The organism is Sporosarcina sp. P34, from assembly GCF_002743375.1.
Lineage (GTDB): Bacteria > Bacillota > Bacilli > Bacillales_A > Planococcaceae > Sporosarcina.
In genome coordinates, this window is sequence record NZ_PDZC01000010.1 from 90990 (window position 1) to 104743 (window position 13754).

Annotated in this window: 14 protein-coding genes; 7 read left to right on the forward strand and 7 right to left on the reverse strand. The window is 40.7% G+C overall.

Going from position 1 to position 13754, the window contains the following annotated elements:
- Window positions 1-326 precede the first annotated feature (326 nt).
- From CSV63_RS13575 to CSV63_RS13585, 3 genes are all read left to right on the forward strand, one after another.
- Entirely contained in the window at window positions 327-2141 is a 1815-nt protein-coding gene (locus CSV63_RS13575; protein ID WP_099696329.1) for an assimilatory sulfite reductase (NADPH) flavoprotein subunit, read from the forward strand.
- A 24-nt stretch (window positions 2142-2165) separates the two neighbouring features.
- On the forward strand, window positions 2166-3890 hold the full coding sequence (gene cysI / locus CSV63_RS13580; protein ID WP_099696296.1) for an assimilatory sulfite reductase (NADPH) hemoprotein subunit: 1725 nt from the start codon (window positions 2166-2168) through the stop codon (window positions 3888-3890).
- Between the two features lie 389 nt (window positions 3891-4279).
- Window positions 4280-4624, forward strand: a complete 345-nt coding sequence (locus tag CSV63_RS13585) for a DUF6568 family protein (RefSeq protein WP_099696297.1) — start codon at window positions 4280-4282, stop codon at window positions 4622-4624.
- 72 nt (window positions 4625-4696) lie between these two features.
- Here CSV63_RS13585 and CSV63_RS13590 read toward each other — a convergent pair whose 3' ends face one another.
- The 6 genes from CSV63_RS13590 to CSV63_RS13615 all read right to left on the reverse strand — a co-directional run bounded on the left by CSV63_RS13590 (window position 4697) and on the right by CSV63_RS13615 (window position 9384).
- On the reverse strand, window positions 4697-5362 hold the full coding sequence (locus CSV63_RS13590) for a precorrin-2 dehydrogenase/sirohydrochlorin ferrochelatase family protein (protein WP_233192108.1): 666 nt from the start codon (window positions 5360-5362) through the stop codon (window positions 4697-4699).
- On the reverse strand, window positions 5313-6074 hold the full coding sequence (locus tag CSV63_RS13595; RefSeq protein ID WP_099696299.1) for a sirohydrochlorin chelatase: 762 nt from the start codon (window positions 6072-6074) through the stop codon (window positions 5313-5315). Before CSV63_RS13595 ends, CSV63_RS13590 begins: the two co-directional genes overlap by 50 nt.
- Complete coding sequence (gene cobA, locus CSV63_RS13600; protein WP_099696300.1) at window positions 6071-6847, reverse strand: uroporphyrinogen-III C-methyltransferase; 777 nt, start codon at window positions 6845-6847, stop codon at window positions 6071-6073. The genes CSV63_RS13595 and cobA overlap by 4 nt, the downstream gene beginning before the upstream one ends.
- A 12-nt stretch (window positions 6848-6859) precedes the next feature.
- Window positions 6860-7456: an adenylyl-sulfate kinase gene (cysC, locus tag CSV63_RS13605; RefSeq protein ID WP_099696301.1), complete on the reverse strand. Its 597-nt coding sequence runs from the start codon at window positions 7454-7456 to the stop codon at window positions 6860-6862.
- An 11-nt stretch (window positions 7457-7467) separates the two neighbouring features.
- Window positions 7468-8610: a sulfate adenylyltransferase gene (sat, locus tag CSV63_RS13610; RefSeq protein ID WP_099696302.1), complete on the reverse strand. Its 1143-nt coding sequence runs from the start codon at window positions 8608-8610 to the stop codon at window positions 7468-7470.
- Between the two features lie 66 nt (window positions 8611-8676).
- Window positions 8677-9384, reverse strand: a complete 708-nt coding sequence (locus CSV63_RS13615; protein ID WP_099696303.1) for a phosphoadenylyl-sulfate reductase — start codon at window positions 9382-9384, stop codon at window positions 8677-8679.
- Window positions 9385-9931: 547 nt separating this feature from the next.
- Between CSV63_RS13615 and CSV63_RS13620 the strand changes: the two genes are divergently transcribed.
- Window positions 9932-10648, forward strand: coding sequence for a YebC/PmpR family DNA-binding transcriptional regulator (locus CSV63_RS13620; RefSeq protein WP_099696304.1), 717 nt, complete (start codon window positions 9932-9934; stop codon window positions 10646-10648).
- A gap of 41 nt (window positions 10649-10689) precedes the next feature.
- Here CSV63_RS13620 and CSV63_RS13625 read toward each other — a convergent pair whose 3' ends face one another.
- Complete coding sequence (locus tag CSV63_RS13625) at window positions 10690-11064, reverse strand: SLAP domain-containing protein (RefSeq protein WP_099696305.1); 375 nt, start codon at window positions 11062-11064, stop codon at window positions 10690-10692.
- Window positions 11065-11285: 221 nt separating this feature from the next.
- Between CSV63_RS13625 and CSV63_RS13630 the strand changes: the two genes are divergently transcribed.
- The 3 genes from CSV63_RS13630 (at window position 11286) to CSV63_RS13640 (ending at window position 13741) form a co-directional block, all read left to right on the forward strand.
- The gene (locus CSV63_RS13630; protein ID WP_099696306.1) at window positions 11286-11753 is read left to right on the forward strand and encodes a low molecular weight protein-tyrosine-phosphatase; all 468 of its coding nucleotides are present in this window, start codon (window positions 11286-11288) and stop codon (window positions 11751-11753) included.
- Complete coding sequence (locus CSV63_RS13635) at window positions 11750-12451, forward strand: RluA family pseudouridine synthase (protein ID WP_099696307.1); 702 nt, start codon at window positions 11750-11752, stop codon at window positions 12449-12451. Before CSV63_RS13630 ends, CSV63_RS13635 begins: the two co-directional genes overlap by 4 nt.
- A gap of 75 nt (window positions 12452-12526) precedes the next feature.
- Window positions 12527-13741 (forward strand): carboxylate--amine ligase, encoded by a 1215-nt coding sequence (locus CSV63_RS13640; protein ID WP_099696308.1) that lies wholly within the window; start codon window positions 12527-12529, stop codon window positions 13739-13741.
- The last annotated feature ends 13 nt before the right edge of the window (window positions 13742-13754 follow it).

The following is a 13754-nucleotide window of genomic DNA, read 5'->3' on the forward strand; positions in this document are numbered from 1 at the left end:
TTCCCTCCTTTCGTAATAGTTACTAAGTAGACTGATAAACATATGATATGTTACAGAATTTCAAGAATGAATAGGTTCTCACAGAAATTATCTAGTTAAATATAGTATCTCGTATATTTTCTAAAAACACAATAAATACTAGAAAGATACATATTTAACCTTTAATTCCCTATTGACATTAGATACCACATTCTATATTAAAAGCCTACTTGACTAATAGGAATAATCATATTACAATGAAACCATCTTAAAAATAGTTGTCAGTTTAGTCAGATTTTCTGCAACATGAAGCAATAATAAAATAAGAGGTTGCGAGGGTGATGAATATGGCGTTACAAGTATCGAATAGTCCTTTTAGTGAAGAACAAGTAGAATTGCTCAATCGTTTATTACCGAGCATCACAGAAACACAGCAAAGTTGGTTGAGTGGGTATTTAACAGCTGTCAGCACAGCTTCAGTATCATCTGCTAGTGTTGCTGTATTAGAACGTCCAGCTAGCGAAATTCCGACGGCAGTAAAAGAAATAACTGTTCTGTATGGCTCACAAACAGGTAACGGACAGGGAATCGCTGAACAGGTGGCAGCCAAGTTAAAAGAACAATCTTTTGATGTGACAATCCAGTCTATGAATGATTTCAAGCCGAATAATCTGAAGAAAATCGAAAATCTATTACTGATCGTCAGCACGCATGGAGAAGGAGATCCACCTGATACAGCGTTGCCATTCTATGAGTTTTTACATGGAAAACGTGCTCCGAAACTAGATCATCTCCATTATTCAGTGTTGGCACTTGGCGATAGCTCGTACGAATTCTTCTGTAAAACAGGCGCTGATTTCGATCAGAAACTATCCGAATTAGGCGCAGTTCAGTTAGCTCCACGAGTAGATTGTGATTTGGATTATGATGAGCCGGCAGCGCAGTGGCTATCAGCGGTAGAAGTGTCGTTAGAAATTCAATCTGGCGGTCAATCGGCTGCAGCTAGTGTAGAAGTGGAAAACCCATCATCTACTCAGTACTCACGCACCAATCCGTTTAATGCAGAAGTACTTGAAAATATTAATCTAAACGGTCGAGGTTCTAATAAAGAGACGCGTCATGTGGAGATTTCATTAGAAGGCTCGGGATTGACGTATAAGCCGGGTGACAGTGTAGGGATTTTCCCAACGAATAATTCCGACTTAGTCGATGAGATTATTAAGTTAGGAAGCTGGAATGCAGATGAAACAGTGGAAATCAACTCACAAGGAGAACGCCGTGCTTTACGTATTGCATTACTTCATCACTTAGAGATTACCGTAGTAACTAAACCGCTACTTGAAAAACTGTCTAATTACTCTAAGTCAGAAGAGTTGAAGCGGATCCTAAATAAAGAAAATGCGGATGAGCTTCGTGCGTATGTCGATGGACGGGACTTATACGATGCATTAACGGACTTTGGACCAGTAGAAGCGTCAGAACAACAACTGGTGGGAATTCTTCGTAAGTTGCCAGCAAGATTATATTCAATTGCCAGTAGCCTAGAAGCGAACCCTGAAGAAGTGCATTTGACAATTGGCGCTGTTCGTTACGAAGCACATGGTCGTGACAGACAAGGCGTATGTTCTATCCAATGTGCAGAAAATCTTGAGCCAGGAGATACATTGCCGATTTATATCCATAAAAATGATAATTTCCGTTTACCAGCTAATTCGGAAACTCCGATTATAATGATAGGGCCAGGGACGGGTATCGCCCCATTCCGTTCATTCATTGAAGAACGTAGTGAAACAGGAGCGGAAGGAAAGTCTTGGCTGTTCTTTGGAGATCAGCATTACATGACCGATTTCTATTATCAAACTGAGTGGCAAAATTACGTGAAGGATGGCACGTTAACACGCCTTGATGTAGCCTTTTCACGTGATACGGATGAAAAAGTATATGTACAACATCGTATGAAGCAAGCGAGTCAAGAACTGTATCAATGGATTGAAGAAGGTGCAGTGATTTATGTATGTGGTGATGAACAGAACATGGCAAAAGACGTCCACGCGACTTTGCTGGAAATTCTTCAACAAGAAGGTGGAAAATCACTTGAAGAAGCCGAACAATTCATCACACAGTTAGTTCAAGAGAAACGCTATCAGCGAGATGTCTATTAAGTAATTTGAAAGGAAGTGTGGAGCATGTCTTCAACAACAAAACCAATCCATATACAAGATGGAGCACCGAGTGATGTAGAGGAAATTAAAATTAAAAGTGATTATTTGCGTGGTAGTCTCATTGAAACGATGGATGACTCTATCAGTTCCGGAATTCCAGGTGATGATAACCGTCTGATGAAATTCCACGGCAGTTATTTGCAGGATGACCGAGATCTACGGGTCGAGCGTCAGCGCCAAAAATTAGAGCCGGCCTATCAGTTCATGATTCGCGTGCGGACACCAGCTGGCTTTGCAACACCAAAACAATGGTTGGTTATGGATGAATTGGCACATAAATACGGTAATGGAACATTAAAATTAACGACACGCCAAGCGTTCCAAATGCATGGTATTTTGAAATGGAATATGAAGAAAAATATCCAAGCAATGAATGACGCATTACTAGATTCTATCGCCGCTTGTGGTGACGTTAACCGAAATGTCATGTGCAGTCCGAATCCGAATCAGTCATCGGTTCACGCGGAAATATATGAGTGGGCGAAGCGTTTAAGCTCAGACTTATTGCCACAAACAACGGCTTATCATGAAATTTGGTTGGATGAGGAAAAAGTTGTGGATACGGCAGGGGAAGAAGTAGAGCCAATCTATGGCGCGACCTATTTGCCTAGAAAGTTCAAAATTGGAATAGCGGTACCTCCAATGAATGATATTGATGTATTTTCTCAAGACATTGGATTAATTGCGATAGTAGAAAATGAAAAATTGGTCGGCTTCAACGTTGCGGTAGGTGGCGGCATGGGAATGGCGCATGGCGATGAGCAGACGTATCCGCAGTTAGCACGCTTAATCGGTTTTGTGCCTGCTGAACAAGTGGTGGAGGTAGCGAAGCACTTGATGATGATCCAGCGTGACAATGGAAACCGTTCTGTACGAAAGTATGCACGATTTAAATATACAATTGATTCTCGAGGACTAGATTGGCTAATTAGCGAACTCCATAGTCGTCTTGGCTGGGAGTTGGAAGAAACACGCCCTTATCACTTTGATCATAACGGTGATCGCTATGGATGGGTTGCAGCAGAAAATGATCGCTGGAATTATACATTCTTTATTGAAAACGGTCGAGTGCGTGATACAGAAAACTATAAATTAATGACCGCACTTCGTGAAATTGCAGAAATCCACACAGGTGATTTCCGCTTGAGTCCGAATCAAAACTTAGTATTAGGTGATGTAGCGGATTCAAATAAAAAGAATATAGCAGAAATTATTGCGAAATACGGGTTAGAATCGCCAACAGAGCAGTCAGCACTGCGTAAGAACTCTATGGCGTGTGTAGCGCTACCGACTTGTGGATTAGCGATGGCGGAGGCCGAGCGATATCTACCTTCATTGATCACGAAAATCGAAGGCTTGCTCGATGAGGCGGGGCTTGGAGATGAAGAAATCGTAACGCGTATGACGGGTTGCCCGAATGGTTGTGCACGTCCAGCGATAGCGGAACTAGGTTTCATCGGTAAAGGACCCGGCAAGTACAATATGTATTTAGGTGGCGGTTTTTCGGGACAACGCCTGAGCAAGATCTACCGTGAAAATATTGGAGAAGAAGAGATCTTGAGTGAATTAGGACCTATATTAAAACGTTATGCGAAAGAACGCGATGACGGTGAACACTTTGGAGATTTTGTAATTCGTGCTGGCATTGTTGCTGAAACTACGGACGGAACCAATTTCCATAAAGTATAATTAGTTATGCAGAGCAGCTGGAGTAAAATCTAGCTGCTTTTATTTATGAATGACAAAACGGTATTTGCAGGTAGTGTAAAGATTCTTCCAGGTGTTGAATATCATTAGATAAATGACTGGAATAATGTTTTAAGCACTCGCTTAGTTGATCCTCGCAACAGCCGACGACGGGAGGATCCAGGAAGACCCCGCCTAAAGGACACGCGGCGGGCTGCAACGTAGATCAACGGCTTATAACCACTATCAAGAAAATTGGATGTTTAGAATTCAACAGGCTTCAATTTGAAAGTCCCTTGAATTCTTTTAGCATCGTACCCATAAGTTGATTTGTTTGATTCATAAAATAATGCGGTATACTACTAATAGTAGGGAAAGGAGAAGGATTTAAAATGAGTTATGAAGAAAATGTAGCTGGTTTTGATAAAATTGATTCAGCGAGAGCAGAGGAATTAGTAAAAGGTGATGGAGAGGCTGTAATTTATGTGGGTAAATCCGTATGTCCTTATTGCCAAATATTCGTTGAAAAACTAAATAAAGTAGCCAAAGAAACAGATGCACATATCTACTACATGAACAGTGTAGAAAACGCTGATATGAAAGGCATTTCTGCTTTCCGAAACGAATATGACATTCCGACAGTTCCTGGCTTCATTTACACAAATGGAGACACTGTAAACGTTAAATGTGATTCCTCAATGTCTGAAGAAGAAATTAAAACTTTCATGAATAAGTAATCAACTTAAAACACCATAAAAAAGATCCTTAATTCGCACATGAATTAAGGATCTTTTTTATTTATATAATTTTTACTGAATGAGCTGTTCTGAAGGAAAGGTTAGCTGTAGTTCGTTCAGGAAAGTCTGGCGCTCTTCTGTGTTATGAAGATAAATGGGCTCAATGGCTTCTTTGAGCCATGTCCTACGCTCTGGACGATCCGCTACATGCTGCTTCACATAATGTCTGACATCTGCCAAGAAGTCTAGATAGTCTTCATAACGTTCGTCATAGGTTTCTGCTATTTCGGTCCGAATCTTTTTGGCCAATGAAGGACTTGCGCCACTTGTTGATACACTGATAATTAATTTACCGCGGGTAGTAACCGCTGGAATCTGTGCAGTGCCCAAAGACGGATTGGAAGCGTGAACGACTAGTTTACCCGCTTCTTTCAATTGCTTGGCAAGACGATCATTTACGGCTTCGTCATCCGTTACGAGCAAGGTAAGAAAAGCATTTGCAACGTCTTCCCATTCCGCTTCTTTCGTGATAAGCGTAACCGTACCTCGTTGTTCTAATTCTTCAAAAGACGGATGGAATTCAGGGCTAATAATAGTAGGATGAATACCGAAACGGTGTAGGTTGAGTACTTTGTGATATGCGACGTGCCCTCCTCCGACTAGAAAGATATTTGATTCATCCATGTTTTCAAGCATGATGGGGAACATAGAGACCACGTTTCCTTTCTGTTGCTTCATCGGCCCTTTCATTCAGAATCGCCTGAATCACTGGATCATAGCCTAATTCGGGGCATAGATGAATAGCGGTTGTTGTTTTAGTTTTCTTTAGTGTTCGTTCAATTGATTTCATCAAAATACCAGTGAACAATAAATACGGTAAAATATACAGATTCTTAGGCTGATGTTCTAATAACCGTTCAAGTTCAACTTCATAAAAGGGCTCGCAAGCTGCTAGATAACCGACACTGACATCTCGAAGCTTAGTTTTCTCTTGGAAGATCCTTTTAATTTCTGCAAAATCATCTTGCGTAGCAGGATCACTGCTGCCTCTTCCAATCAATAAAATGGATGCATCCTTAGGAATGAATTCTGTTGCTTCGTGCAAGCGTTCGATTAGCACATTGATCATTCGTTCATCCACACCAATCGGATCGCCGTAGTAAACGGGAATATCAGGGTAATTCATCATGACTTCCTGTAGCTCAGTAGGTATATCCACGTTGGCATGACCTGCGCGCAATAACAGAAAGGGGATAGCTATAATTTCTGTTGCGCCCCGTGCGATACAGCGTGCAACACCTTCAGCAATCGACGGTTCGGCAAGTTCTAGAAAACATGCTTCCTGGATAGGGGCCGCTTTGGTTTCCATTGTCTTCTCAATAAATGCCAAAGCAGCCTGCTGTCCTTCCTTTACGCGGCTGCCGTGGCAAATATATAGAATTGCTTTCATACTATCGCCTCGTGTAATCGACGTTCTTTACTTGATTCTTCAAACCACTGTAATTCATCGCGCAAGCGAACGACTTCACCGATTACGATCATACTCGGATTTTTGACTTCTTCTAGACGCGCTGTTTCCGTCATGGTGGAAAGCGTTGCAGTAACCGTGTGCTGTGTCTCAGTCGTTCCCCAATGAATGAAAGCAACAGGTGTATCTGGATCTTTACCGTGCTGAATCAGTTGTTGTTGAATATACAGAAGATTGCTGACACCCATATAAATCGCAAGTGTATCGATTCCTTTTGCAAGAGCCTTCCATTTATCTGCTTCATCTACACCTTCTTTACGATGCCCTGTGACAATAGCAAATGAAGCACTGTAATCACGATGAGTAACAGGGATTCCTGCATATGCTGGAGCTGCGATTCCGGACGTAATGCCCGGAATCACTTCGAATGGGATGTGATGCTTTACCACAAACGCTGCTTCTTCTCCACCGCGACCGAATATAAATGGATCGCCGCCTTTCAGACGTACGACTTGTTTACCTTGCTTCGCATGTTTAACCAATAAGAAATTGATCATATCCTGCTGAACGAAATGATGCTTAGGAAGTTTGCCTACAAAAATCAATTCCGCATCGGGCTTCGCATGAGTTAAAATCTCTTGATTGATCAGTCTGTCATAAAGAATTACATCCGCTTGCTGTATAGCTTTCACTGCTTTGACGGTCAATAAATCTGGATCTCCAGGACCCGCTCCGACTAGCCAAACTTTGCCCATTTTACTCACTCCTTAATTAATCCATTTTTTATCGCGTAAGTAGTCGATTAATTGTTCGACACACTCTTCAATCGTATAATGATCAGTTTCTAATGTAAGTTCAGGGTTTACTGGTGCTTCATAAGGCGATGAAATCCCGGTAAATTCTGGAATGACACCGGCACGAGCTTTTTCATATAAACCTTTTGGATCGCGTTTCTCACAAGCCTCAAGAGGACAACTGATATACACTTCAACAAATTCATCTTCTTCCACTAAGCGTCTAACGCTGTCACGGTCCTCTTGGAAAGGAGAGATGAATGCGGTAAATACAAGCTGTCCGCTGTCAATGAATAATTTCGAGACTTCTCCAATGCGACGAATGTTTTCTTTACGTGCTTCATCAGAAAAGCCAAGGTCCTTATTTAAGCCATGGCGCACATTATCGCCATCAAGTACATACGTGTTAGCACCAAGATCGTGCAACCGGCGTGCGGCTGCATTGGCGATCGTGGATTTACCCGAACCGGATAGGCCGGTGAAGTACAGTACTGCGCTATGATGTTTATTTTTTGTCCGTTGTTCTTCTTTTGAAATTAATTGGTCATGCCATACGATGTTCTCTGCCATATCGTCATCCCTCACTTTGCCAGTTCTTTTTCTTGTAATCCTTTGATCAGTACATCAACCACTTCTTTGCGACTGAATTCCGGTGGAGGCAAGATGCCGTTTTTCAACATTTCACGTACTTTAGTTCCCGAAAGGATCACATGGTTTTCACTGGAGTGCGGGCAAGTTTTAGGTGTTGCCATATTGCCGCAAGTTTTACAGAAGAAACTATGTTCAAAGAACAGTAACGTGATGCCGATTTCTTCCGCTGTAAAGTTCGAGAAAATTTCTTGTGCTTCGTACGTGCCATAATAATCTCCAACACCTGCATGGTCACGGCCAACGATAAAGTGTGTACAACCGTAATTTTTACGCACAAGGGCATGAAAAATTGCCTCACGTGGTCCGGCATAACGCATCGCGGCAGGGAAGACAGCCAACTTCACACGGTCTTCGGGGTAGTAGTCACGCAGTAATACTTGATAACTCTCCATGCGTACATCAGCGGGAATATCGTCAGACTTTGTTTCACCAACTAGCGGGTTGAGCAAAAGTGCGTCTACGATTTCGAGTGCAGTTTTTTGAATATACTCATGCGCACGATGCACAGGATTACGCGTTTGGAATCCGACAACCGTCTTCCAACCATTATTTTTAAATGCTTCACGAGTTTCGGAAGGATCAAAATAAAACTCAGCAAAATTTTTCTGTTCTATTCGTCTAATCAGTTTAATCGGACCGCCAAGATAGATATGGCCACGATCAAGTAATTTTGCTACACCTGGATGTGCCCGGTCAGCTGTCTTATAAACTTTTTCTGCTTCAATTTGTTGATCGGGTTCAAAGATATCCGTAATTTCAAGTGTGCCGTATATATCACCTTGATAGTCGAGTAAAACCGTATCGCCTACGGAGTATGATGAACTGTCTTTTACGGGTAGCGTAATAGGTAAACTCCAAATCGTGCCGTCCGCAAGACGAATATCATTGACCACTGCATGATAATCTTCAGAAGTTAAAAATCCAGTGAGTGGGCTGTATGCGCCTGTTGCGATTAGTTCCAAATCACTTAATGATGTGGCATCAATTGAGACTGTTTTGTGCAATCCCTTAGTGGAAAGAGTGGGATCATATAAATTTACTAACTTACCGCCATGTGGTTGTATTGTTGTCATTTGTAAACACCTATCCTTTTCATTTTAATAAGTCATATAGAAATACTAGGTTTTAAATTAAAAAAATTACGTATGCAGTCCACATTCTGTCTTACCACTGCCAGTCCAGCGTCCAGAACGCATGTCTTCTTCAGTAAAAGCAGGTTTTGTACAGTTTGCGCACCCAATGCTCGGATAACCTTGATCATGAAGTATATTATAGTCCAGTTCATGTGTGTGGGCGAAACGCCAAACATCTTTCCATGTCCAATGAATCAGCGGACACACTTTAATCTTCTTAAAACGGTTATCTAGATTTAGATACTCCGTAGATTTTCTCGTTGCAGACTGTTCCCGACGTAACCCTGATATCCAAGCAGTAGAAGGGGCAATTGCTTCTTCCAATGGTTTAATTTTTCGTAAATCACAGCATTGGTTCGGATTGGTTTTCCAAAGATCCTTTCCGTATTGAACTGACTGTTCTTCAATAGTCAATCCAGGTTGTTGCAAATGGATTTGAAGCTGTGGATAACGCTTCTTCACTTTTTCTATCGTGTCATATGTTTCTTGGAAATGATAATTCGTGTCTAAGAAAACAATTTTGGCATCGGGCTTCACGCGTGAAATCAGTTCAATCAATACAATTCCTTCAATACCAAAGCTACAAGCATAGACTAGCTTTTCTCCGTAGTGATCATAAGCCCATTGCAACACTTCGGAAGCTCCTTTGGTCTCGGAGTCTGCTTTAAACTCTGGTAAGACCGGTGCATCTTTCCACGATTCAAATGTGACCATTTTATCCCCCCGCTAACTGTTATATTATTAACAGTTTACCAGAGAATTAAAAATAGTCAATGCAAATTAGAATAGTAGGGATTAAAAATTATTTGCGTAAATAGTAGAGCCTATACATTTGATGTAAGGTCCGTTGCATAGTAATGAATAACCGATAATGGATAGTGTTTTTTAGAAACAGCTTTCCTTAAGGGGTATGAAAGACATTACGTATAGGGCTGGCAGTGTAAGTGAAGAATTCATTATCCTTACTTCGGCGCTAGTAGATAGCCCGTTGCTCGGCCTCCGCAACAGGCGTGGTTGGATAGTGGTTCTGCCAAAACAAATTTCTAGTCTAGGTACTTACTTCGCTACAATATATGTAAGGAATACAATGCTAATCACACTTCGTTACAGACGAAAACACGCAAAAGACGAATGTCCGCTTGGGGTGAAGATTAGCGGTGTCTACCTGCGTCTATTTATCTTTTTACTTTTCATGTAAAAAAGCAATTGGTATACTTACTAGTAGCAAACCATTAAAACTAAAGGAAAGAGTGTGTACTCAATGGGCCGTAAATGGAATAATATTAAAGAAAAGAAAGCGTCTAAAGATGCGAATACAAGTAGAATCTATGCAAAGTTTGGCCGTGAAATATATGTAGCAGCAAAATCAGGAGATCCAAGTCCCGAATCGAATCAAGCACTGAAATTCGTACTGGAACGTGCAAAAACGTACAGCGTACCGAAAGCAATCATCGACCGTGCAATCGAAAAGGCAAAAGGTGGTGGTGAAGAAAACTTCGATGAACTTCGTTACGAAGGATTTGGACCGAATGGCTCAATGGTCATCGTGGATGCGTTGACAAATAACGTTAATCGGACAGCTTCCGAAGTGCGTGCGGCATTTGGTAAAAATGGAGGCAATATGGGCGTGAGTGGTTCTGTAGCTTATATGTTTGATCCCGCTGCGATTATCGGTGTAGAAGGCAAAACGGAAGAGGAAGTATTAGAGTTATTGATGGAAGCAGACGTTGATGTAAACGATATCGAGGAGGAAGACGGGCAAGTAGTTGTATACGCTGATCCTACCCATTTCCATGAGGTGCAGGAAGCATTCAGTCAAGCAGGTATCACGGACTTTACTGTAGCAGAGTTGTCCATGATAGCTCAGAATGAAATTTCATTAGATGCAGAAGCGCAGGAACAGTTTGAAAAAATGATTGATGCACTCGATGATTTAGAAGATGTACAACAAGTTCATCATAATGTTGAGTTAACATGAAAAAACAGCTGTTCCACAAGGAGCAGCTGTTTTTTCATGTATTACTTTATGGTGACTTTCCATCCATCAGTCGGTTCTTCAGTGGAATCTACACAAGTTGGTAAAAAGACGAAAGACCAAGGCGTTGCAGCGAAAGGTGGAATATCGAGGGACAATAAAAATGTTTCCTCAGCCGCGGTTTCTCCATGTTCATTTACTACACATACTGTAGCTTCACGGATGGATAATAATTCATCACGATTATTTTGCAAAAATACCGTAGCGACTATCCCTCCATTACGTTTTCTCTTTATCAGTATAGGTGTAGCTGTAAATTCTTCATGTACAGTTCTTTTCGTTTCGTATTGATAAATAAAAGCCTGTTTTTGTTGATCCGATAAAGTAGCTTCCCACGTTTTTTCAAACACAATATGCATAGGATAGATCCCCTTTCTCCTATATCATTCCCTAGATATTGATATTTAAGTCCTATTATATCACAGAATAATAATAAATATTAATTACGACTTAATTCTCTTGTATAAGATATACATTTCGTAGCATTCGGAATTGTAGCTGATTATTACACATAAAATGAAGTAAATTATCGAATGATGTATACTAGAATAGAAATATAATCATAAAGGGAGAGAGTCGTATGATACGTGTATTATTCGTTTGTCTCGGGAATATTTGTCGCTCACCTATGGCAGAAGGTGTATTTCGTAAGATGATTCATGATGAACGATTGGAGAATCACATCGAAGTAGACTCGGCAGGGACAAGCGATTGGCATGTCGGGAAAGCTCCACATGAAGGAACGCTGTCCAAACTGGCAGAATTTCAAATTTCAGCAGATGGGATGGCTGGACGTCAGTTAAACATAAAAGATGCAGAGGAATTTGAATATATTATTGGAATGGATGAACAAAACATCCGAAATATTCATAACATATTTGGTGATCATGACCACCAGCGTGTGCTCCGTTTTTTGGATTTGACTAGTCATCAAAAAGACGTTCCAGATCCGTACTTCACGGGTGATTTTCAGGAAACATATGACTTGGTGCTTGAAGGTTGTCAGGCATTATTGGAACTTATAAAAAAAGAGGCATCCATTAAATGAAGATACCTATCCTATATGAAGATAACCATCTCTTAGTCGTGGAAAAGCCGGTCAACGTACCGGTGCAAAAAGATGAGAGCGGAGACTTAGACGTATTGACTATATTAAAGCAAGATATTAAAAGACGCTATCAAAAACCGGGAAATGTATATCTTGGTTTAGTACATCGTCTCGATCGTCCAGTTGGGGGTGTGATGGTGTTTGCTAAAACCTCCAAAGCAGCATCTCGTCTATCCGATCAGCTTCGTCGTGGCGTCATTGGACGAAAATACTTAGCGGTTCTCCGCGGTGTGCCTCGAAAAAAACAATCCACTCTTCAGCACTATTTATACAAAGATCGTCTGAAAAATCAAGTGTACAGTGTGAAGCCAAATCATCCAGAAGGGAAAGTAGCTAGTTTGGAATATCAGGTACTTGATAAAAAAATTGATCACAGCTTAGTAAGTGTACGTTTACATACAGGACGTTCACATCAAATTCGAGTACAAATGGCTACAGAAGGCCATCCACTCTATGGTGATCAGAAATACGGAAGTTCAATGAACAGGCGTGGCGAACAGATTGCGTTGTGGGCGCACAAACTAGAATTTGAACATCCGACAACAAAGGAAATGATGCAATTTACCTCGGAAGCACCGCGAGTTTATCCTTGGGAATTATATTCTACTCATGATCAAGTTTATAAAACGTATGGTTAGTGAAGAACGGTCCTTTCTTGACTTACGAATTTGGTACAACTACACTAAATGGAAAAACGTCTGTTGGAGGAATATATGAGTAAGCATTCTTTTATCCCGATTATTGTCGGAACTAATATTAACGCCTATAATATGGCGATTTCTTTTCATGAAGAATATGGCATTAAACCTGTAATTGTAGGTAGAGAACCATTGCCTTTCACAAGCTATAGTACGATTACAGATATCCAGGAACTACATCCAGGTTTGCATGACCCTAAAGTATTCGTCCAGTTTTTACGTGAAATTGCCAAAAAGTATCGCACTGCTGATCAGAAATTAGTACTTGTCGGAACAGACGATTTATATGTCCGTTTGATTATCGAGCAGCGAGAAGCTTTGAAAGAAGATTTCTTGTTCAATTATATCGATGAAGAAATTATGAATGCCGTCTATATTAAGAAAAACTTCTATGAATTATGCGCGGAGCATGGAATAGATACACCTTCCACATATTTCCACTCATGTGTATCTGATGAACCATTTACAGAAGAAGTACTATTCCCGGTCATCATCAAGCCTAGCGATGGTGTTCAATACTATCGCCATCCGTTTGAAGGGTTGCAGAAGATCTATAAAGTCGATACATATGAGGAAATCAATCGCATTATCCAAATGGTAAAAGCCAGTGGATACACAGAAGATCTGATCATTCAAGATTTCATTCCTGGCGATGATACGTATATGTGGGATGCTGTATATTACGCTGATCAGCATGGTAAAGCGCAATTAATCACATTGGCTCAGGTAGTATTACAAGAACGTGCGATGACGGCGATCGGAAACTATACAGCATTGATTACGCGGTATGATGAAGAAATTATGACGAAATTGGCTAACTTCCTTGAAGCGATTGGCTATGTAGGTTATGGAAACTTCGATTTGAAATACGATGAACGCGATGGCAAATTTAAAGCGTTTGAAGTGAATATCCGTCAAGGGCGTTCAAGTTATTACATTACGCAATGCGGTGAAAATATGGCGAAGTATTTAGTCGATGACTTAGTATACGGGAAGGAAAAACCTCTAACATATCTAGATGACCATTTTCTATTCACTGTCGTACCGAAAGCAGTATTAAAAAAGTTTGTCAATAATCCGCCTATGGAAAAAGAGATTCGGTCACTTATCAAAGCAGGAAAGTATGGTAATCCTTTATTTTACAGTAAAGATAAACATATGAAGCGTAAATTGTATTTACTGATGCGCCAAATCAACTATTACAAGAAATATAAAAATGCTGTTGAATGAAAAAACATCCCTG